The sequence below is a fragment of the Aurantibacter sp. UH7 genome, from assembly GCF_056839165.1.
In genome coordinates this window covers 838,780-859,499 of sequence record NZ_CM166388.1, presented here as the reverse complement: position 1 = coordinate 859,499, position 20,720 = coordinate 838,780, and the positions used below count along the sequence as shown (strand labels likewise).

Annotated in this window: 20 protein-coding genes; 5 read left to right on the top strand and 15 right to left on the bottom strand. The window is 33.9% G+C overall.

The genetic code is table 11. The features are described 5' to 3' along the window. Positions 1-52: 52 nt before the first annotated feature. From UH7x_RS03670 to UH7x_RS03620, 11 genes are all read right to left on the bottom strand, one after another. The gene (locus UH7x_RS03670) at positions 53-379 is read right to left on the bottom strand and encodes a DMT family transporter (RefSeq protein ID WP_482362368.1); all 327 of its coding nucleotides are present in this window, start codon (positions 377-379) and stop codon (positions 53-55) included. A 116-nt stretch (positions 380-495) separates the two neighbouring features. Beyond that, complete coding sequence (locus UH7x_RS03665; protein WP_482362367.1) at positions 496-678, bottom strand: hypothetical protein; 183 nt, start codon at positions 676-678, stop codon at positions 496-498. A gap of 93 nt (positions 679-771) precedes the next feature. Continuing rightward, positions 772-966, bottom strand: coding sequence for a hypothetical protein (locus tag UH7x_RS03660; protein WP_482362366.1), 195 nt, complete (start codon positions 964-966; stop codon positions 772-774). 341 nt (positions 967-1,307) lie between these two features. After that, a complete protein-coding gene (locus tag UH7x_RS03655; RefSeq protein WP_482362365.1) occupies positions 1,308-2,399 on the bottom strand; it encodes an amidohydrolase family protein in 1,092 nt (363 codons plus the stop codon). Positions 2,400-2,523: 124 nt separating this feature from the next. Then, positions 2,524-4,587 (bottom strand): DUF349 domain-containing protein, encoded by a 2,064-nt coding sequence (locus UH7x_RS03650; protein ID WP_482362364.1) that lies wholly within the window; start codon positions 4,585-4,587, stop codon positions 2,524-2,526. 148 nt (positions 4,588-4,735) lie between these two features. Then, positions 4,736-5,473: a shikimate dehydrogenase family protein gene (locus tag UH7x_RS03645; RefSeq protein WP_482362363.1), complete on the bottom strand. Its 738-nt coding sequence runs from the start codon at positions 5,471-5,473 to the stop codon at positions 4,736-4,738. Positions 5,474-5,569: 96 nt separating this feature from the next. Continuing rightward, positions 5,570-6,601: a DUF368 domain-containing protein gene (locus tag UH7x_RS03640; RefSeq protein WP_482362362.1), complete on the bottom strand. Its 1,032-nt coding sequence runs from the start codon at positions 6,599-6,601 to the stop codon at positions 5,570-5,572. 7 nt (positions 6,602-6,608) lie between these two features. Continuing rightward, positions 6,609-7,526 (bottom strand): polyprenyl-phosphate transporter, encoded by a 918-nt coding sequence (locus UH7x_RS03635; RefSeq protein WP_482362361.1) that lies wholly within the window; start codon positions 7,524-7,526, stop codon positions 6,609-6,611. Positions 7,527-7,567: 41 nt separating this feature from the next. Continuing rightward, positions 7,568-8,968, bottom strand: a complete 1,401-nt coding sequence (locus UH7x_RS03630; RefSeq protein ID WP_482363572.1) for a tetratricopeptide repeat protein — start codon at positions 8,966-8,968, stop codon at positions 7,568-7,570. A 100-nt stretch (positions 8,969-9,068) separates the two neighbouring features. Beyond that, positions 9,069-10,244, bottom strand: a complete 1,176-nt coding sequence (locus tag UH7x_RS03625; RefSeq protein ID WP_482362360.1) for an aspartate aminotransferase family protein — start codon at positions 10,242-10,244, stop codon at positions 9,069-9,071. 63 nt (positions 10,245-10,307) lie between these two features. Beyond that, positions 10,308-12,056, bottom strand: a complete 1,749-nt coding sequence (locus tag UH7x_RS03620; protein WP_482362359.1) for an OstA-like protein — start codon at positions 12,054-12,056, stop codon at positions 10,308-10,310. Positions 12,057-12,194: 138 nt separating this feature from the next. Here UH7x_RS03620 and UH7x_RS03615 point away from each other — a divergent pair, with 138 nt between their 5' ends. The 3 genes from UH7x_RS03615 to UH7x_RS03605 are packed head-to-tail and all read left to right on the top strand — an operon-like array spanning position 12,195 to position 15,443. Next, a complete protein-coding gene (locus UH7x_RS03615) occupies positions 12,195-12,797 on the top strand; it encodes a SprT-like domain-containing protein (protein WP_482362358.1) in 603 nt (200 codons plus the stop codon). Positions 12,798-12,844: 47 nt separating this feature from the next. Further along, the gene (locus tag UH7x_RS03610; protein ID WP_482362357.1) at positions 12,845-13,924 is read left to right on the top strand and encodes a mannose-1-phosphate guanylyltransferase; all 1,080 of its coding nucleotides are present in this window, start codon (positions 12,845-12,847) and stop codon (positions 13,922-13,924) included. 13 nt (positions 13,925-13,937) lie between these two features. Further along, the gene (locus tag UH7x_RS03605) at positions 13,938-15,443 is read left to right on the top strand and encodes a DUF389 domain-containing protein (protein ID WP_482362356.1); all 1,506 of its coding nucleotides are present in this window, start codon (positions 13,938-13,940) and stop codon (positions 15,441-15,443) included. 28 nt (positions 15,444-15,471) lie between these two features. Here UH7x_RS03605 and UH7x_RS03600 read toward each other — a convergent pair whose 3' ends face one another. Continuing rightward, on the bottom strand, positions 15,472-16,239 hold the full coding sequence (locus tag UH7x_RS03600) for an ABC transporter ATP-binding protein (protein ID WP_482362355.1): 768 nt from the start codon (positions 16,237-16,239) through the stop codon (positions 15,472-15,474). After that, positions 16,239-16,976 carry an MlaE family ABC transporter permease gene (locus UH7x_RS03595; RefSeq protein WP_482362354.1) on the bottom strand — a complete coding sequence of 246 codons (738 nt, stop codon included), beginning with the start codon at positions 16,974-16,976 and terminating at the stop codon, positions 16,239-16,241. Before UH7x_RS03595 ends, UH7x_RS03600 begins: the two co-directional genes overlap by 1 nt. A 359-nt stretch (positions 16,977-17,335) precedes the next feature. On the opposite strand from UH7x_RS03595, the gene pafA reads away from it, so the two are divergent. After that, the gene (gene pafA / locus UH7x_RS03590; protein WP_482362353.1) at positions 17,336-19,018 is read left to right on the top strand and encodes an alkaline phosphatase PafA; all 1,683 of its coding nucleotides are present in this window, start codon (positions 17,336-17,338) and stop codon (positions 19,016-19,018) included. A gap of 9 nt (positions 19,019-19,027) precedes the next feature. Beyond that, positions 19,028-19,810: a glutamate racemase gene (gene murI / locus UH7x_RS03585; protein ID WP_482362352.1), complete on the top strand. Its 783-nt coding sequence runs from the start codon at positions 19,028-19,030 to the stop codon at positions 19,808-19,810. Positions 19,811-19,816: 6 nt separating this feature from the next. Here the strand turns inward: murI and UH7x_RS03580 are convergent, their stop codons facing one another. Together UH7x_RS03580 and UH7x_RS03575 are read right to left on the bottom strand one after the other, a co-directional pair. Further along, complete coding sequence (locus UH7x_RS03580) at positions 19,817-20,314, bottom strand: dihydrofolate reductase (RefSeq protein WP_482362351.1); 498 nt, start codon at positions 20,312-20,314, stop codon at positions 19,817-19,819. Beyond that, positions 20,274-20,699, bottom strand: coding sequence for a 2TM domain-containing protein (locus tag UH7x_RS03575; protein WP_482362350.1), 426 nt, complete (start codon positions 20,697-20,699; stop codon positions 20,274-20,276). The genes UH7x_RS03580 and UH7x_RS03575 overlap by 41 nt, the downstream gene beginning before the upstream one ends. Between the last annotated feature and the right edge of the window lie 21 nt (positions 20,700-20,720).

Sequence of the window (20,720 nt, the reverse complement as noted above, 5' to 3'; positions counted from 1 at the left end):
GTAAATTAAATTTGGGCAAACGGTTACTAAAGTTACTTTTTATGCCAACCGTTTAATTTGAAACTACTTTCAGCCCGATAATTGAAGCAATTAATGTTGAAATGAAAAATAGTCGCCAAAATGTTGCGGGTTCTTTAAAAATTAGAATTCCAACCAAAACTGTTCCCACAGCACCAATACCTGTCCAAACGGCATATGCTGTTCCAATTGGGAGTTGTTGCGTTGCTTTTACAAGAAGAAACATACTTATTCCTAAACAAACTAAAAACCCTATGTACCAATATGTTGTTTCAACTCCTGTTGCTTCTTTAGCTTTACCTAAACAAAAGGCAAAAGCAACTTCAAAAAGCCCGGCAATAACTAAAATTATCCAATTCATTTGTCTTTAATTTCTAAATGTAGTGCTTGTTAGGCTTCAATTTTGGTCAGCTATTGCATTACTCCAAATGAATTGACTCTAATTATCATTTGTGTAAAAATATATTTTACCTTCGGTTAGTCGCATATTTGTGGTCTTTCAATGCCAATTGCTCTCAAATAACTCAACATTTGCCCTGCATGAACAGATTCGTGATATGCAATTCGATTGAGATAATCTCCAAGTTTTTTACTTTGCCCAACTTCTTTTCTCTCAATTTTAATGTTTTCCAAATCAGATTCTTTTAGTTCACTTATCATACTCAAAAAACTACTTCGATATTTTTCAGATAATTCCAGTTCGTTATTTAAATCAAAATATTTTAATTCTTTCCAAGGGGATTGGTAATTTCCTTAATTCCCACGATTTTCGATTATTTTATGGAACAGATGTTCGCCTTCTAAAACGTGTCTAATCATTTCGATAATTGTAAATGCACTTTCATCAGGTTTCCAATTTAGATATTCGCTCGGAATTCCACTCCATAATTTTATACTACGTCTTCTAATTTCGGAAAAATTTAATTGAATAATTTCAGTAGAATTCATTGTTGGTTTTTTAATATGAGCTCGATTTTCGCTTTTTCGACAACCTCAGAATTAAGCATTATGCAAGGCAGTTAAATTTATTTGATTATATGTAAAAATGAAGCTACATCTAATTATTGGACCTAAGTTGCTGATAAAAATGGGCCGTTAGAAATGTTAAATGTTTCTATTCTATTTTTTTAAATAACTACCATCATCAATTCGATAACAAATGATGGTGAATAAACTATAAATCCGGAATGACTTCCAGAGTTTAATACAAAAACACTATTGAATTCAAATCCGTCTACACGTGTAATAAAGGAATTGGCTACAAGTTACTTAGCAAAAAAAACTGTCGCTTATTCTACTTCTAAAAAATCCGCAAAATTTTGATAATACACTTTATGTAATATCTCTTCAGATAAACCCAAACCTTCCGATTTTTGACTGCGAATTTCAACCGAATCGGTGGTGCTTAAATACTGTATGCGCAATGCATATTCTTCTTCTAAATATGCTCGTTCCGAAGCAAGTTCTGTAGCGGTTAATGAATCTTGTTGTACATGATTTCCAAAATCGGTACCGAACATTATTCGGTCTTGGTATTTGCTAAAAAATGCCCGAACTTTTTCTTCATCTTGTCCTACTAAATCTCCAAATCTAGCGGCTGGTTCTACGTACAAGTTATCGTATTTGTCTAAATGCTCTGCTACCATATCAACGTCATGAGACATACTGCCCATATGTGCACATAGTATTTTTAAATCCGGATTTTTAGAAATCCAATTGTCGCGTGCGGCAATAATGGTTTCGTAAGTTGGTATTTCGGAGTGTTTAAATGCGTGGTACTCGGGGTGCTCGTTGTAATATCCGTAATGTGGGTTTTTAGGGTCGTCAAGTGGTCGCCAAGCTTGCACAGGTTCGGCAATATGTGCCATAACCGCTATGCCTTTAGAAGCTAAAAAATCGAAAATAGGCTGTAATCGTTCATCATCTATTTGTATAAATTTTCCGCTTTTGTCTTTGGTAATCATTCCAAAATTCTTCCAGACTTTTACCATTTTAGCACCCTGTTCAATCTCTTTTAGTAAGCGTGCTATTTCTTTCTCGGCATAATCGGCATCATCAATACCCGCACCTATTAACGAAGAACACAACCAAAATAAATCCGGATGCTTCTCTTGTAGCGCCACATATTCGTTCCAACTTCTGTCAGTTCCGTCTGGGGTGTGAAAGGCTACATCTACAAGAACAGCTTGCATGTTCCACTCTTCAAAAAAATCTGGCAAATAGTCGCGGTCATATTGGTAATGAGCATGCACATCTACTTTTTTAAGACTTTTTTTGTCTAAGGAAACTGTGGTTTCAATTGCTTCTTCTTTTTTCTCCGCTTTTGGTTTACAAGCCATGAAGGTTAGAAAAACTAGGAACAAAATGGTGGTATTTTTCATTTTCAAAAAACAAAGATTAATAATTAAACAACGACATTTATTCTCAACTAGCCAGAATATTAAAGGGTACTAATGCGCACAAAATATTTTTTACTATCAAATTGTTATTTAGATTCTTCTCCAACTATTCCTCTTCGTCGATTGTTTCTTCGGCATCGCGAATTAGTTGATTTTCCATAATATTCAACTTTTTTAACTTGGCTTTCCAAGTCTCAATAGCCTCTTTATGGGTTTCAATATTCTTGATTACATTTTGTACTATCGGACTGTCTTCAGATGCGTTTGAAAAGAATTGCATGTTATTTTCTAACTGGCGTAATTCAGTTTTGCTTTCCGAAATTTTACGTCTAATAAAAGTACGTTCGTTAGAAATGGCCGAATCGTTATCTGCATTTGCTAACTGTTTTATCTTGTTGCCGTATTTTAAAAGTTCCGACTCTTGTCTACTAACATCTAGCTTTTTAAAGAGTGCATCTAAAATGGTATTGAACTTCTGGTTAATGTTTTTTCGTTTAAATGGCACACGACCATACGATTTCCATTCTTCAATAAAAGTTTTTATCTGAGCCAAGTCTGCATCTCTTTCACCAGTTAGTTTAAACGCCTTCAGTTTTTCTAAGCAAGCAATTTTTTTATCAAGATTTATGGTTTCTTCTTTTCGCTCGGTATTCTTCGATGCGTGTAGTCGGTCGAAATAATGATTACAGGCAGTTTTAAAATCTGTCCATAGTTTATCGGAATATCTACGAGGTACATGACCAATTTTTTTCCATTCGCCCTGTATTCGTTTCATTTCTTGGGTGGTAGTGTCCCACTCTTCACTATCTTTTAATGAAACTGCAATGTTTAATAGTTCACGTTTCTTACTTAAATTATCTTGTTGTTCTTTTTTTAAATTTTTATAAAAAGAATTTTTGTGCTTGTTAAAATCACGAACTGCCTCTTTAAATGCGGCCCATGTTTTTTCGTTTACTTTTTGGGGTACTTTACCAGCCTTAAAAAATGCATCTCGTAAGGCATCTATTTGTTTTATTTGCTGTTGTAAAACCTTGTGGTTGTTGGCAACGTTGGAAGATACTTTAGTAATATCTGCAATTATTGCTTTTTTCTTTTCAAGATTTTGTTCGTAAACAGCATCCAATTCTTTGTAATGATCTTGTCGTCTTTGGTGCATTGCTTTAGTAGCATTGCTGAAACGTTCCCAAATTTCTTCGCGATGTTCTTTTGCAACCGGACCTATTTCTTCTTTCCAGAGCTTATGTAAAATTTGTAATTCGCGAAATGCCTGCCCTAAATCGTTTATTTCTGCTAATGCTTCGGCACGTGCTACAAGCTTCTGTTTTTCTTCTAAATTATGTTTAAAATCTAAATCACGTAACTCTCTGTTTAGATGAAGAAAATCGTAGAAAATTTCGATGTGGTGGTGGTAGGTACGCCAAACGTCATTATAATGTGTGCGAGGTATTGGACCAGCATTACTCCAATTTTGTTGTAGTTCTCTGAAGTTTTTGTAAGTAGTATTAATGTCCTCTTCTACATTAATTAAACCTTTGAGTTGCTCGATAATAGAAAGACGAGTAGCAAGATTCTCTTTTAAGTTTTTCTCTAAACTTTTATGATACCCGTTACGTTTTTCTCTGTAGTCTTGATACACCTCATTGAACTGTCGTTTGGTGACAGAATTGTATCTAAAATCTATTTCATTACCACCATTGGTAATAAACTCTTCTTTTTTATGTTCTAAAAATTCTTGAAATTTTAAATCAAATTCGTGCTTTATACCATCAACATGTTTTTTTATGGCTTGCACTTTTTCATTTCGCACCAAACGTTGTAATTCCCCAACTAAATTTTCCATAGACATGGCATGGTAATCTAATTCGGGAATATCATGCCGTTGATGGTTGTCGGTATCTTCTGCATCTTCCGCTACAGATTCATCTATTTCTTCAAGTACATCATCTGTAGCTTTTTCTGAAGATTCTTCGATTTTATTCTCGGCATCTTTCTCTTCTGTAGTTTCGGTAACTGGTTCAGATACAGTTTCTTTTGCGGTCTTAGCCGCTGTTCCTTCATCAGAAGTAGCTGTTATGTTTTCTTCTAAAGCATCATCCTGTTTTACCTCGGTTTCTGCAGCTGCAGCTTCAGTAATTTTTTCTTCTTTATTCTCTTCGTTTGCTTCAAGCATTGCCCCCTGTATCTTTATTTTACTATAACGTTAATGTAAGATACTAACTCAAGGGGTAACAACAAAGATTATGTGCGCTCTTTTTAAAAACGACAATTTATATAATGGATTCTGATTTGCTTTTTACTTAAGGATGGAATAGTATTGATTACGAATTCCAGATCTCCCAAGAAGCTTCTGCCTGTAATTCTAACATTTTTAATCCGTTTATAATTGCAGCACCTTTTGCCTCCCCAGCTTTTAAAAAGGATGTCTTAGCCGGATTATAAATTAGATCATATAGTAGGTGTTGTTCAGTTAAGAATTCATACAAAATATTCGGTCTTTTTTCAATATTGGGATGCGTGCCAAGTGGAGTACAATTAACAATTATCGTATGCTCTTGCATAATTTTTTTATTCAAATCATCATAGCTGAGTTGGTCTTTTTTTGGCTGTCTAGACACAAATTTAAAATTAATGCCTATCGATTTAAAAACGAAAGCTACTGCTTTTGAGGCACCACCTGTACCGAGAATTAATGCACTTTTATGATGTGCTTTCAAATGTGGTTTTATTGATTTCTGAAAACCTATCACATCTGTGTTATAACCAGTTAAGTTTCTTTTTGTAATTTTAATTGTATTAACAGCTCCAATTTGTAATGCTGTATCATCAATTTCATTTAAGTATGAAAGTATATCTTGTTTATATGGTATGGTTACATTAAAGCCTTTTATCTCAGAATTATTAATTAATAGCTTATCAAATTCTTCAATTGATTGCAGATCGAAATTCTCATAGGAATAGTTTTCAAGATTTAATTTTTCAAATTTATCTGCAAAATATCCACGCGAAAAAGAGTACGATATGTTTTTTCCTATGAGTCCGAATCTATTTTTTTTCATTTATTTTTTTGCGCTTTTCTGCTTGTAACTATTTAATTTAAAAATGTTTTAATCTTTAGTCGAAATATTATAGATTAATTTAAAACTTGTTGGCAATCATTTGCCTTTCGTTTTCAATCTTTCTTCATTTTTCCCGTACCAACCTAAGGCTAACAAAATTGATATACCAAGAACAACATAAAACAAAGCCCACCAAGTTTCAGAAATAGTAAAGTCTGGTAAGTATCGTTCGTAGTTTGCAATAATTTCTTTACCATTAGAGTCTAGTAGGGCATTTCCATTTTCATCTACTTGCAATAATGTTCTTTTCCAAGGCCAAACAACACCTAAAGAACCTGTAATAAAACCTATTATAACGGCATTGGTAATATGTTTATAATGCTTAAGAACAAAACCAAGTAGGTGAGATAATGTAACAAGACCGGTAGCAGAGCCTAATGTAAAGACTACTAATATTTTTAAGGTTGCAATGCGTTCCTTATTATTTACAAAACTAAAATTGCCTTGAAGAACATCGGCAAAAGTATCATAAAGTGCATTTACAGAATCGACTAAAAGCAAAACATAATTGCCTAATAAAATAAGAATGAATGATCCTGATAGACCTGGTAACGTCATTCCGGATACACTAATCATTCCACAGAAAAAAATAAATATTAGATTGTCATTTTCTTTTGCAGGATTTAAAAAACTAATGGATATTCCTATAATCAAACCTATTATCCCAGCAGGAATTGTGCGCTTATTCCAGTGTTCAAAATCTTTTGAGATATAATAAATGGATCCTAATATCATACCAAAAAAGGCAGACCAAACATAGAGTTCCTTATGTTCTAGAAAATAATCGAGGAGTTTGGAAACACTGAAATAACTTACAAGCATACCAAAAATTAACAGCGTAAGAAATTGACCGTTTATATACCGATAAAAACTTCTTAACCTTCCACTAAAAAATAGTTTGAAAGCCTTGCCATTTACCTTCTGTAGCGAATAAATAAATTCTTCGTAGAAGCCGCCAACATAGGCCACAATACCACCAGATACACCGGGTACTTTGTTCGCAGCACCCATGCACAATCCTTTAATGACCAAAAAAAATCGATCTATAAAAGTACGTGGTTCATACATGTAATTCTCACTTTTTTGAGGCGGTTTTTTCCAAAATAAAAATAAGGGAAAAACCGATGATAGCAGCAATAATCGCATACATTAATTGCGATTCGCCCTCAAAAGCAAAAGGAGAGATACTTTGTTCAGCTATTATTTTTTCTTTATCACCGTACATACGGGTTTCTAAGACTTCTTTCCATGGCCATATTTTATTTAATGACCCCAAAATAAAACCTGATAAAATGGCCAAGGTTATATTTTTGTAATTGTTAAACATCCACTTTAGAACCCTAGCAAAGCTCAATAGTCCGAAAACCACACCAAGACCTACTGTAATAATTATTTTGAAATCTCTTTCGTCTACGGCGTCTAAAACGGTTTTGTATGACCCTAAGAGAACCAGTATAAAAGAACCTGATATGCCCGGCAAAATCATTGCGCAAATTGCAAGTGCTCCTGAGAAAAACAAGAATAATAAACTATCAGAATTTTCAGCAGGCGGTAGTTTTGTAATATAAAAGGCAACTACTGCACCTAATAAAAATAAAATAACCTTAGCAGGGTTCCATTTTTCAATAGCTTTTGCAACAAAAAATACACTTGCCAAAACAAGACCAAAAAAGAATGACCATAATGGAATCGGATGGTTTTCTAGCAACCAACTAATTAGTTTCGAAAATGAAAATATACTAATTAGCATTCCAACGAATAATGCTACGAGAAAATTCCCATTAAGTGCATTCCAAAAACTTTTAAACCCATGACTGCGCCATAAATTCAATGTTTTTAAATTAATGTTGTTTAAAGATGAAATAAATTCTTCGTAAATGCCTGCTACAAAAGCAATGGTGCCACCAGAAACTCCTGGCACAAGTTCGGCAATACCCATGCCCATTCCTTTTAAGGCGATTATTATGTATTGGATAGGATTTCTTGATTCCATTTAATGGGTATATGTGAACTATAAACGGTAAAAGTGGTTTTTTATTTGGATGACTTTTTTATCCCTGCAATTACCTGTTGTGCCCACTCAGTATTACTAAACTGTGGAAATTCCTTTTCAAAAAATGTAAACTCGTCAAAGTTGTTTTTTAATGCATCCACAAGACTAATTCGTGCATTTATTTTATCATTATTCAACAAATAAAAACCTGCCTTTTTAAAAGCTAGCTTTGCGCTATCTGGAAAATATTCTTGCCCTTGATTAAGTACTTGGATAGCACTTTCAAAATCGTGGATATGTGATAAAACATTTGCCCATTTTAACCATGTCTCTAATTCTTTGTTGCCTAATTCAACAGTTTGTTTGTAGGCAAAATCAGCTTCGTGATAATTTCTTAAGGCATTATTTATTTGAGCACACTTTTTCCAATATTCTGAATTCTCTCCATCAATATTTATCGCTTTATTGATATAGTAAAATGCCTTTTTGTAGTTCCTTTTCTTAAAGTAAAAATCTGTTATTGCTAGCCAACCTTTGTCCAGTAAAGGATCTTCGTGTACGGTATGGTAAAAATAATACTTCGCCATTTCGTCATTGCGTAAACGCTCATAACACTTACCAATTCTTAGATAAGCATGTGAAGTGGGATCCTCCATTTTAATGGTGGTCTCATAATTATCGATGGCATCTTTAAAGCGACCTAATTTTTCGAGCATTCTGCCCTTCTCGAAATAGGCACCCATAAAAGTGTCATCAGAAATTATGGCAAATTCATAAGCGGTTAAAGCCTCGGCATATAATTTTTTAGTAGCATATTGCTTTCCTAATTGATGCCAGGCCACGCCACAATAGGGATTCTTATCTAAATAATCATTCAGATAATAAATGGCGCCATCAAAATCTTCTAAAAATTCGAAGCAATAAATTACATTGTATAAAGCAGTATAATCTTGGTCATCAAAATCAAGACATTTTATAAAACACTCTTTTGCTTTTTTAAAATCATCCATAAACAGGTATTCCATACCCATCATAGACTGAATTTCGAAACCGTTTGTTGCTAAGGTTAATGCTTTCTGAAGCAAGGTTACTGCACCTTCATGGTTGTCTTGCTTCGAGTAAATATTAGCACGCTGAATGTATATTTCTTCGTTTTGCGAATCTAATAATTGCAATTCGTCTAATATTTTTTCAGCAAGATCTAGATTGTTTTCAAATACCAAAACTTCTACATCTAACAGCTTAAGCTCAATGCAGCCAGGGTGTTGTTGTAAGCCTATCTTAATTGCTTTTTTAGCTAAAGAAATTTTACCGTTGTTCAAATAATGATGCACAATATCTTCAAAGTCTTCTGCATCGAAGAAATAGATATCGTCTGTTTTTAGCATCGATTCGAACTTTATTACCGGTTCGTCAGGTCGTTCATTTGACTCTGGAGTCATCATATATTTTGGGTTGAACTTCGGATTTAAAAGTAATTGTTTGTGATTGTTTTTTGCTTGAAGTCGAACGATATTATCAACAAATTAGTTAACATCGGTTTTAAATATCATTCAATATACTTAAAATAGTACTGCAGCCTTGCTCAATTTCTTCAATAGATATGGTTAATGGCGGTGATATACGTACAGCATGTGGTTCAAACAAAAGCCAAAATAAAAGCAGGCCTTTTTGCATGCTTTTTAATATAATTTTATTGGCAACTTCTTCATCTTCGACTATTAGCGCTAGCATTAATCCTCTACCTCTAATTTCTATTATTCTTTTGTGCTGCAATAGTTTTCTAAACAATTTTTCTTTTACAAGGGTATCTGCAATTAATTCACCCTGTGTTAATTCTTGTAAAGTGGCTAGACTTGCTGCTGCAATTACTGGATTACCTCCAAATGTTGTTATATGGCCCAATTTTGGATTGCTTTGCAAAGTAGCCATCATTTTGTTAGCGGCTGTAAATGCCCCTACTGGTAACCCTGAGGCCATGCCTTTTCCCATTACTAATATATCGGGGACACAATTGTAGTGTTGAAAAGCAAATAGTCTTCCAGTTCTCCCGAATCCTGGTTGTATTTCATCAAGTATTAATATACTTCCTGTTTCATTGCAACGTTCCCGTACTTTTTCTAAATACCCATCTTTAGGAAGAATAAAACCTGCTCCACCTTGTATTGTTTCTAAAACTACGGCTGCAGTCTTGGCTGTTATTTTTTGTAAATCATCTACTTTATTAAACTCAATAAAGTTTACATCGGGAATTAAGGGGCGAAAAGCGCTTTTACGTTCTTCACGACCTAGTAGGCTTAAACTGCCCATTGTATTGCCGTGATATCCGTTTTTCGCAGCAATAAGTTCGCTTCTTCCGGAATAACGTCTCGCTAATTTTATAGCGCCTTCTATAGCTTCTGTACCAGAATTCACCAAATAAGTGGTATCTAATGTTTTAGGTAATTGCTCTGCTAATAGTTTGCAAAAATTTATGGCAGGGGAGAGGGCAAATTCGCCATACACCATAACATGCATATATTGTTCAGCTTGTTTTTGAACAGCACTTACAATACTTGGATGGCAATGTCCTAAGGTACATGCAGATACACCAGCCACAAAATCTAAATACGCTTTTTCTGCCGTGTCATATACATAACTACCCGATGCTCGTGCTATTTCTAATCCGAGTGGATGGGGACTCGTTTGTGATTGATATGTTAGAAAATCTTCTTTCATATTAATATGTCTTATTGCTTTGGCTGATACCTAATTTAAAGCCTTTTTTGTAAACCAAATAACTTATTGTGTATCGGATTTTTCCTCTGGAAGTTCACTAGACTTTGACTTGTCTGTTGCAGGTTGTGCTTTTGGATCTATAGCTTTTGGTGTTGAAATTGGAATTTTATTAATTGGGTCACCCGCATTTTTAGAACGTGCTTCTTCTTCGGCGTCAATATCAATGGGGCTCTCAATTCCATTGATGGTTACCAACTCTATAGTATTGTCGTCTTCGTCGAAAATATCATCTTTGGTTAAAAGACGTTCGTCTCCACGCCAAATAAATCCTTTTAATAGTCGACTGTTTTCGGGGAGCTCTTTCTCCGGAAATATATCGCCATTAGGATCGGTAATAAAAGTAAGTTCCTCAACATCGTTATTTGCAAGGGTAATATTAATTTCGCTGCATATGGTTTTATCAATACCTATTAATTCATTGTCATCATTATACATGTAGTAAATAACTTCGGTGTTCTTTACTAAATCTATATACTTCATTTCATTTTCAATAAACTTACCATAAAGATTGACTCCTTTCGCTTGATTAAAACCAACTTTGCCAATGCTATCTTGTGAGACTAAAAATGCATTTTCGATTACCTTTAGGGAGTCTATTTTTTCTGTTTTTAAGTCGGATATGATATGAATACTATCACCTGTCATTTGGTTTTCACCATTCCAAACCACCGGATTTTTAATCAATTGTGTTAGGCCATTATATTGCTCTGAATGTATAGAATCACATTTACCGCTCATATCGGTTTTAAAAATTTTAGCATTTCTAAAAGCACGCAATACTCTTTTGTTGGGTTTGCCAGTAGCCATTAGTGTGTCTCCATGAATAAAAACAGAATCGTTTTCCATAAGGCCAATAGATACAGCACGTTTGGTTGCAAAAACAGAATCTTTTGCTTTAAAAACTTCAGCGTAATGTGCTTTAATAAGTCCTTTGTTAATCGTATCTAAAACAGTAATATTGTTGGTTGCTGAGGCAAATTCTGATGCTCTATCAAAATAAACACTATCGCCCTCCATTATTCTATTGTTGTAATGTATGGTTGTGTTTTTAATACCATAGCCATTTTCAATTTTAGTATCATAAAAACCTCTTTCGCAATACATTTTATAATCGGCACCGGTAATTGTTGAGGGGCCATACATGTAAGCGTTTTTAGAGGTGGTATAATAATCTAATTGCTCAGAATCTAATATGTATTTCGCATTATTTATATGTACGCTATCTAAAAATTGGTATTTTTTGGTTTCTAGAAAATACTTACCGATTTCACTAGTAAGGGTATTTGCAGAATCGATTACTGTACCAAAGCTATCGTAATACGATTCTTGTTTTTCACGATCAAAATAGAGCGTATCGGTTTGCAACGTCATGTTACCATTAGCATTGGTTTCGCTTTTTAATAGCACATTTTCCCAAGCCTTTGCCATTTTAAGGTTGCCATCATAATCTACCTTGCCACTTGTCATTAATACTGAGTCACCTTGTTGTACGCGTACATTACCAATAGCTTTTATCTTGTTTTCCTTAATATAGTAAATAGCGATGTCGCACCACATATCAGCGCCTTCGTGCTCGAACTGCACTTGTAGTTCATCTTTCTGAAAAATGGCAGCGTCCGGAAATTTGGACTCATCTTTCGTGAAGTTCGCACCATGTACAATATTAATTTGCGCGGGCTCTTTTTCAGTCTCTTGAGCAAGTAATTGCACTGTTGTACACAATAGCAGTAATAATGTAAAAGCTTTGTTCAAGACTAAAATTTTGGCCAAAAATAGGGTTTTTTTTGAGGAGGTATGTGCTGATTGGCATAGATTTAGGATAGCGATTTATTAATGTTAGATTTTCTTAAAGTTGTACATCTACAAAATCAAATATGTATTTTTGTTATCATGGATAACATCCTAAATAAATATTTGCCCGAAACTGCTGTGTCACCTTGCCTAGAATTGATTCAGCACTCTGGTGTGCATTTAAAAATTGTTAACGATCGCGTTACACGACATGGTGATTATCAAAAACTGGCAAATGGAAAGCATAAAATTACTGTCAACGCATCACTAAATAAATACCGATTTCTAATAACTTTAATTCATGAAATTGCTCATTTAATAGCTTTTGAGAAATTCGGTCGGAATATTAAACCTCATGGTTTAGAGTGGAAACGTACTTTTCAGCATTTAATGCTTCCGTTTATTCGCCCAGAGGTTTTTCCGCCTCAATTATTACCACTTTTAGCGAAGCATTTTAGAAATCCGAAAGCGAGTAGTAGTACAGATGCACGCTTATCAATAGCATTAAAACATTTTGATACGCAACAATCAGAAAATTCCTACGTTTTTGAAATACCATTAGGTAGCATATTTCGTTTATACAATGGTAAAATCTTCAAAAAGGGCAATAAACGTGTAAAACGCTATGAATGTATAGAAATAGCGACGGGTAATATGTATTTATTTCAACCCAATGCTGAAGTAGAATTGATAAAAACTTAAAATAGGCCAAGAATGTTAGTTTTGAAGCTTATTGTAAAACAAACAACATGAATAAGAATTATTACGCAGTACTAATGGCAGGTGGAGTCGGATCACGTTTTTGGCCAATGAGTACAACAGAAAATCCGAAACAATTTCACGATATGTTGGGAACTGGAGATTCTTTGATTCAAAAAACCTTCAAACGCCTAAATAAATTTGTACCCACAGAAAATATCTTAATCTTAACCAATGAACGTTACAACGATTTGGTATTAGAACAATTACCATTAGTTAAACAAGAACAAGTGGTGCTAGAGCCAGCAATGCGCAATACTGCTCCTTGTATTCTGTATGCTGCGTTAAAGATTCAGAAAATGAATCCGGATGGTATTATGATTGTAGCACCTAGTGATCATTGGATAGAAGATGAAACTGCGTTTTCTGAAGATGTAACTACTTGTTTTAAGAAATGTGAAGATGAAGACGTTCTGTGTACTTTGGGAATAAAACCTTCATTTCCGAATACTGGATTTGGTTATATTGAATTTGATAAAGAAAGTACTACAGCGATAAAAAAAGTAAATCAGTTTAGAGAAAAGCCTGATTACGAAACGGCAAAAGAATTTTTGGCGCAAGGTAATTTTTTATGGAATGCTGGTATTTTTATGTGGAGCGTAAAAACAATTGTGAATGCGTTTAAGAACTTTCAGCCTGCGCAATACGCATTATTTGAATCTGGCATGTCTGTTTATAATACAACGGATGAAAGTAGTTTTATAAAAGAAAATTATCCGAAGGCAGAAAATATATCAATAGATTATGCGATCTTAGAAAATTCAAAATCGATTTATGTGCTTCCTGCAACTTTCGATTGGAATGATTTAGGTACATGGGGTTCTCTTTATGATAAGTTAGATAAAGACGAAAACAAAAATGCCATCGTTAATAGTAAAGTAATAGCAGAAGATGCGCATGGAAATATGATTCGTTCACCAAAAGACAAAATTGTTGTGGTAGACGGGCTCGAAGATTATATTATTATTGATAAGGAAGATGTATTAATGATCTATCCGAAGTCAAAAGAACAAGATATTAAACAAGTAGTGGCGAAAGTCAAAGAGAAATTCGGAGATAATTACGCATGATTAATTTATTAGTATGAGCGAGGATCTGAATAAAAAGGAAAAAATTGTTGTAGAAGAAGAGCCGATTAAAAGTAAAGAGGATGTCAAAAAAGATTTTGAAGGTCTTCTAGGAAGTATAAAAAAGTTTCTTTCAGAACTTTTAGATATTAGAACTAATACGGATCAAGAAGCTACGAAAGAGGCTATAATTGCTGATATTCCATTTAAAGGGCATACGTCTTGGATTCTTGTTTGTTCAATTTTTATTGCATCTATTGGGTTGAATGCAAATTCTACTGCAGTGGTTATTGGTGCCATGTTAATTTCGCCGCTTATGGGGCCGATTTTGGGCATGGGAATGTCTTTGGCTATTAATGATATTGATACCCTAAGAAGGTCATTAAAGAATTTAGCGGTAATGGTTGTTTTGAGTGTGCTTACTGCATACTTATTTTTTCTCTTTTTTCCACTTCAAGCAGAATCTTCAGAACTTTTAGCAAGAACAAAACCAGATATTAGAGATGTACTAATTGCCTTTTTTGGTGGATTAGCCCTGGTAATTGCTAGAGCAAAAAAAGGAACTGTAGCCAGTGTTATTTTTGGTGTTGCAATTGCAACAGCTTTAATGCCACCATTGTGCACGGTAGGTTTTGGCTTAGCTATTGGTAATTTTAGCTATGCAGGAGGTGCGCTTTTGCTTTTTGGTATTAATACTATTTTCATCGCCTTGGCGACATTTTTGGTGTTGAAGCTATTGCGTTTTCCTATGGTGCGTTATGCGAATTCCCAAAGACGACGGCTAATTGCGCGTTTGGTTTCTTTAGTAGCTTTTGCTGTAATGATACCAGCAGGACTCATATTCTGGGGGGTTTATAAAGAATTTGAATTTAAAAGTGAGGCCAATCAATTTATTATTGAAAATGTACTGCCATATCAGTTTACAGAGGATGGTAGGTTTTTAAAAGATTTGTCTGTTTTACAATATAATAGTAAAGATTTATCTGGAACAGATCTTCTTTTTAAAAGAAATATTACTTCTACTATTGAACTTATTTTTATGGGTAATGAAGGTGTGCCAGATGGTGTGCTAGCTACCTGGGAAGCTAAAATGAAATCGTATAGTCATTTGGAAAATGTTGAATTAAAAGTAATTCAAGGTTCGCAAGGTAAAGATGCTAACCAACTAAAGTATGTTAGTGAATTGTATGAATCACAAAAAGACCAATTGTCTAGTAAAGATGATAAAATTCTATTATTGGAATCTGAAGTAAATCGGTTGAAAAAGTCATCTAGTATGCAAATACCTTTTACAGATATAAGTGCAGAAGCTCGAACTAATTATGAAAATTTAGTTTCATTAAGTTATGCGCCAACTATAGTTACAGATTTTACTAAAACGGATACTATACCTGTATTTGAAGTACAATGGAATAAAGATGCTAAAAAAGATATCACAGAAAAAGATGTAAAAAAACTTGGTGATTGGTTGAAGCTGCGATTGAAAAACGATAAAATTCAATTGAAAGAAGTAATTGAATAGTGCCTAACTATTTGTCTATTAATTAGAACTAGTTTCTTTCTTCGATATACATCTGACGTACTTTTTTAAATAGTTCAGAAGAATAAACAAAATCGGTAACGGCTTCATTATCAGTTTTGAAGATTTCTTTGTTGGTGCCTTCCCATTCTTTGAGTCCGTTTTTAAGGAAAAGTATTTTTTCACCAATCTCCATCACAGAGTTCATATCATGAGTATTGATTACAGTCGTAATATCGTATTCCTCTGTTATCTCTTTAATAAGGTTGTCTATAATAATAGCTGTTTTCGGGTCCAGACCAGAATTAGGTTCATCACAAAAAAGATACTTCGGGTTCATTACAATAGCTCTTGCTATAGCAACCCTTTTCTGCATTCCGCCAGAAATTTCTGAGGGATATTTATGATGGGCATCAATTAAATTTACCCGCTTAAGAACAAAATCTGCTCGATCTTGCATCTCAGAAGCCGATTGTTTGGTGAACATTTCTAAAGGAAACTTAACATTGCCTTCTACTGTCATAGAATCGAAGAGCGCACTACCTTGAAAAACCATGCCCATTTCTTGCCGTAAATTTCGCTGTTCGCCAGCCGAAAGCTCGTCGTATATTTTTCCGTCATAACTAATACTACCTTCTTCAGGAGTAAATAAACCCAATAGACATTTTAGGAAAACAGTTTTTCCAGAACCACTTTGTCCAATCACTAAATTTGTTTTCCCAGTTTCAAAAGTGGCCGTAACTCCTTTTAATACTTTTGCATCACCGAAAGATTTATGAATGTTGTCTACATGTATCATTATCCGAGAAACAATTGGGTTAATATTAGATTTAAAAAGATAATAGCAACACTTGTCCAAACAAAAGAAGTGGTACTTGCTTTGCCAACTTCTAATGCGCCACCTTTCATATAAAAACCATGATAGGAAGGTATGGTTGCCAATAAAAAAGCAAAAACTAAGGTCTTTATAAAAGCATAGGTAACATGAAAAGGAATAAAATCTAGTTGTATACCTTCAATAAAATCTGCACTTGTTCCATGACCACCAGAAACCGTCGCAAGCCATCCACCAAAAATTCCTAAATACATACCTATTGCAATTATAAAAGGATACAATAATAGTGCGATAATTTTTGGAAATACTAAATAGTTTAAGGCATTTATACCCATAACCTCTAGTGCATCTATTTGTTCTGTAACACGCATAGTGCCTATGCTAGATGTAATATAGGAGCCTACTTTACCAGCCATAATTATGGAACAAAAGGTAGGAGCAAATTCTAAAATAATAGATTGTCTCGTGGCAAAACCAATTAAATACCCAGGTAATAATGGGTTGGTTAAGTTTAATGCTGTTTGTATTGCTACAACACCGCCAATGAAGAAAGAAATGAAAATAATGATTCCTAAGGAACCAAACATGAGCTCGTCAATTTCTTTTAAAATCAACGTTTTCATGATTTTCCATTTGGTTGGTTTTTTAAAAACCTCCCGTATCATAATGGCATAGCTGCCAATTGATTCAAAATAGTTCATGGATTGTTTATAGACTTCAACTTGTAAAAATAAGAATATAATATATCAGAAGGCTTTGATTCGTTGTAAAATTTCCTACATAAAAGGAGTTTTACATTCTAATTGCCTCTTGCCAAATGATGTTTATTCCTTGTATTCTAAAGATATCTTAGATTATTCTATCCATTTATGTGCATTACTTAATGTTTGATTTTTATTTTTTCTTTAAAAAAAGTACTTCTCAAAATGCAATGTTAAAAAAGTATAAAAAATAGGTTGGTGAAATTTGTAAAGGGTGAAATTTCCATAATTTTATGCTAAATATCTACATCGTTTTGAGTACAGAATTCTTTACATTTACTGAATCAAATATCATAAATATGTATTCCAAATTATTAAAGTCTTTCATTCTAATTTTTGTTCTAGTATTCAGTTCAAATTTTGCTAACGCACAGCGGAAATCAAAAAAAAATAATGAAATTGTAAATGAAGTTGCAATTAAAACCACACCAAAGTTGGTTGTTGGTATTGTTGTTGATCAAATGCGATATGATTATCTAACACGTTTTTGGAGTCATTATGAAGAAGGTGGATTTAAGCGTATGGTTAATGAAGGCTTTAATTGTAAAAACAATCATTTTAATTATGCACCAACAAGTACAGGACCTGGTCATACTTCTGTTTATACAGGAACCTCTCCTGCTACGCATGGCATAATTGGTAATGATTGGTATGATAAAGAATTAGGTGAATCGGTTTATTGTGCTGGTGATGACAGTTATACCTCTGTAGGTTCTACTTCAAATGCTGGAAAAATGTCTCCACATCGGATGTTAACCACTACAATAACTGACGAATTAAGATTGCACACTCAAATGCGAGGCAAAACGATAGCTATTGCTTTAAAAGACAGAGGTGCCGTGTTGCCAGGTGGTCATACTGCAAATGCTGCCTATTGGTTTGAAGGTAATACTGCTGCTAATTGGATTACAAGTAGTTATTATATGAATGAATTACCAAAATGGGTGGCCGATTTTAATAGTGCTAAATCCGTAGCGAAATATAAAAAGCCTTGGGTAACCGCTAAACCAATCAACACTTATGTTGAAAGTGTAATGGATAATAATGCTTATGAAGGATTGTTTAAAGGTGAAACAGCACCTACTTTTCCGCATGATTTTCCTAAATTATGGGAAACAAATGGTGGTTACGATATATTAAAAAGTTCGCCATACGGAAATAGTTTAACTGCTGATTTTGCAATAGCCGCTATTGATGGTGAGAATTTGGGAGCTGATAATATTCCAGATTTTTTAGCCGTTAGTTTTTCAAGTACTGATTATGTGGGCCATAAGTTCGGCGTAGATTCTAAAGAAGTACAAGATACTTACATACAATTAGATAAAGATTTGTCTAGACTTTTTAGCGTATTGGATAAAAAAGTTGGTGCTGGAGAATTTACTGTGTTTTTGTCTGCAGATCATGCTGCAGTTCCCGTTCCAGCATATTTGAAAGATAAAAAAATACCGGCTGCTTATTTTGATAGTAAAGGAATGCAAGAAAATTTAACCGAGTTTGTGAAATTTAAATATGGCACTACGGATATTATAAAAGACGTTTCTAATTATCAAATCTTTTTAGACCATGATGTTATTAAAAACTTGGATATGAGTCTTAAAGATGTTGAAGAAAGTTTGGCAACAGAAATACTTAGTTATAAAGATATTGATCGTGTTTATACCGGGTATCAAATGTGGCAAAATGATTTTACACACGGTATACCCTATATCTTACAAAATGGATACAATCAAAAACGTTCTGGAGATGTGCTATTTGTATTAAGACCAGATGTTATAAATTATTCTAAAACTGGATCCACACATGGTTCGCCACAAATTTATGATACACATGCACCACTTTTATTCTTTGGAAAAGGAATTAAAAATGGTAGTACCGTTGCACGAACAGAAATTCCGGATATAGCTCCAACAATGGCAGCTTTATTAGGCGTATCTTTCCCAAGTGGTACAACTGGCAAGCCTATAGTTGAGGTTTTGGAATAAAAAGTATTTATGAGTAAGCAACCCATTGGTATGTTCGATTCTGGAGTAGGGGGTACTTCTATTTGGAAGGAAATACACGAACTTTTACCAAATGAGAATACGATTTACTTAGCAGATAGTAAGAATGCGCCCTATGGTGAAAAATCTGAAAAGGATATTCTTGAATTAAGTATAAAGAATACCGAAATTCTGCTAAATAGAAAGTGTAAGATTATTGTTGTTGCTTGTAATACTGCGACCACCAATGCCATTGATTATTTACGCGCAAATTATGAGGTTCCTTTTATTGGTATTGAGCCTGCTATAAAGCCTGCCGCGTTACGGTCTACTTCTAAGACTGTTGGAATTTTAGCAACAAAGGGCACTTTGTCTAGTAGTCTTTTTCATAGTACTTCGGAAAATCATGCAAGTGGAATTAAAATTATTGAACGCGAAGGTTCTGGTCTCGTAGATTTAATTGAATCTGGGAAAGTAGAAAGTATTGAAACTAAAATACTACTTGAAAAATACTTAGAACCGATGATAGTTGCTGGGATAGATTACTTGGTGCTCGGATGTACGCATTATCCATATTTAATTCCTGTATTGCAAGAGATGCTTCCTTCAGATGTAAAAATTATAGACTCTGGTGAAGCAGTAGCGCTACAAACGAAAGCTATTTTAGAGAAAAATAAGCTGCTAAATTTTTCGAAAGATAAAAGTGCTATACAATTCTATACAAATACCGATGTGGCCGTTCTTAATAGTTTTGTGGATGATGATAGTGCAATGGTTTCTTACCTAAACTTTTAGTCAAAGTTATTTTCTAACATAAGTTAGATAGGTAAAAGCATATTTATGTCGTTCGTCTGCTGGGTGATATTCTTCAAAAATTAATTCCCATTTCTTAAAATCTATTACCGGAAAATAGGTGTCAGCATTTTCAAATGAGCCATGTACACGAGTTAATTCAATTTTATTTGAAAATTTTTCGGCCTGAGCATAAATTTCTCCACCTCCTATGATATAGCTTAGCGATTCACTTTTGCATAACTCTAATGCCTCTAAAAGTGAATTTACTACGAAACAATGTTCATAATCAACTTTGTATTCAGAATCTCTTGTTATAATTATATGCCTTCTATTTGGTAATGGTTTTGGAAAACTATCATAAGTTTTTCGCCCCATAATAATCGAATGCCCTGTAGTTAACCTTTTAAAACGCTTGAAATCGTCGGGTAAATGCCAAAGTAAATCGTTGTCTTTGCCTAGTGCATTATTTTCCGCTGCAGCTGCTATCATACAAAGGGTACTCATTGCTCTTTTTTTTATTGATTTGCGATAGTGGAAAATCTGTTTCAATTTCTTTTTGAAGTTCTGCTATTCTAGCTTTTTGCTTTGCAACTAATTTTTCACGCTGTTTTCTTTCCCAATCTTTACCCATGAACTGTTGCGTAATAAAAACATTAAAAGCATGAATTACAAACAAAAATGCCCAAAAAGTTATGGCCCAAATAAACCAATCGTATTCAGCACCGTATTTTAAAATCTTATTTAATAAGATTAAAAACACACTACCAATTAAAAATATTACAAAATGCGAATACAACCTTTTCTTTTGCTTAACACGAGATTGCGCCGACTCTAGCATTTCATGCTGTTCTAAATCAACTTCCGACATTTTCTTGCTCTTTGAGAACATACCAAATGGTTATCTTTATCA

Coding starts and splice junctions, on each gene's coding strand:
- UH7x_RS03580 (WP_482362351.1), bottom strand. CDS start 20,314: ATGAGTACCCTTTGTATGATAGCAGCTGCAGCGGAAAATAATGCACTA.
- UH7x_RS03670 (WP_482362368.1), bottom strand. CDS start 379: ATGAATTGGATAATTTTAGTTATTGCCGGGCTTTTTGAAGTTGCTTTT.
- UH7x_RS03655 (WP_482362365.1), bottom strand. CDS start 2,399: ATGAAAAATACCACCATTTTGTTCCTAGTTTTTCTAACCTTCATGGCT.
- UH7x_RS03650 (WP_482362364.1), bottom strand. CDS start 4,587: ATGCTTGAAGCAAACGAAGAGAATAAAGAAGAAAAAATTACTGAAGCT.
- pafA (WP_482362353.1), top strand. CDS start 17,336: ATGTATTCCAAATTATTAAAGTCTTTCATTCTAATTTTTGTTCTAGTA.
- UH7x_RS03595 (WP_482362354.1), bottom strand. CDS start 16,976: ATGAACTATTTTGAATCAATTGGCAGCTATGCCATTATGATACGGGAG.
- UH7x_RS03600 (WP_482362355.1), bottom strand. CDS start 16,239: ATGATACATGTAGACAACATTCATAAATCTTTCGGTGATGCAAAAGTA.
- UH7x_RS03635 (WP_482362361.1), bottom strand. CDS start 7,526: ATGGAATCAAGAAATCCTATCCAATACATAATAATCGCCTTAAAAGGA.
- UH7x_RS03645 (WP_482362363.1), bottom strand. CDS start 5,473: ATGAAAAAAAATAGATTCGGACTCATAGGAAAAAACATATCGTACTCT.
- UH7x_RS03625 (WP_482362360.1), bottom strand. CDS start 10,244: ATGAAAGAAGATTTTCTAACATATCAATCACAAACGAGTCCCCATCCA.
- UH7x_RS03665 (WP_482362367.1), bottom strand. CDS start 678: ATGATAAGTGAACTAAAAGAATCTGATTTGGAAAACATTAAAATTGAG.
- UH7x_RS03605 (WP_482362356.1), top strand. CDS start 13,938: ATGAGCGAGGATCTGAATAAAAAGGAAAAAATTGTTGTAGAAGAAGAG.
- UH7x_RS03615 (WP_482362358.1), top strand. CDS start 12,195: ATGGATAACATCCTAAATAAATATTTGCCCGAAACTGCTGTGTCACCT.
- UH7x_RS03660 (WP_482362366.1), bottom strand. CDS start 966: ATGAATTCTACTGAAATTATTCAATTAAATTTTTCCGAAATTAGAAGA.
- UH7x_RS03630 (WP_482363572.1), bottom strand. CDS start 8,968: ATGACTCCAGAGTCAAATGAACGACCTGACGAACCGGTAATAAAGTTC.
- UH7x_RS03575 (WP_482362350.1), bottom strand. CDS start 20,699: ATGTTCTCAAAGAGCAAGAAAATGTCGGAAGTTGATTTAGAACAGCAT.
- UH7x_RS03640 (WP_482362362.1), bottom strand. CDS start 6,601: ATGTATGAACCACGTACTTTTATAGATCGATTTTTTTTGGTCATTAAA.
- murI (WP_482362352.1), top strand. CDS start 19,028: ATGAGTAAGCAACCCATTGGTATGTTCGATTCTGGAGTAGGGGGTACT.
- UH7x_RS03610 (WP_482362357.1), top strand. CDS start 12,845: ATGAATAAGAATTATTACGCAGTACTAATGGCAGGTGGAGTCGGATCA.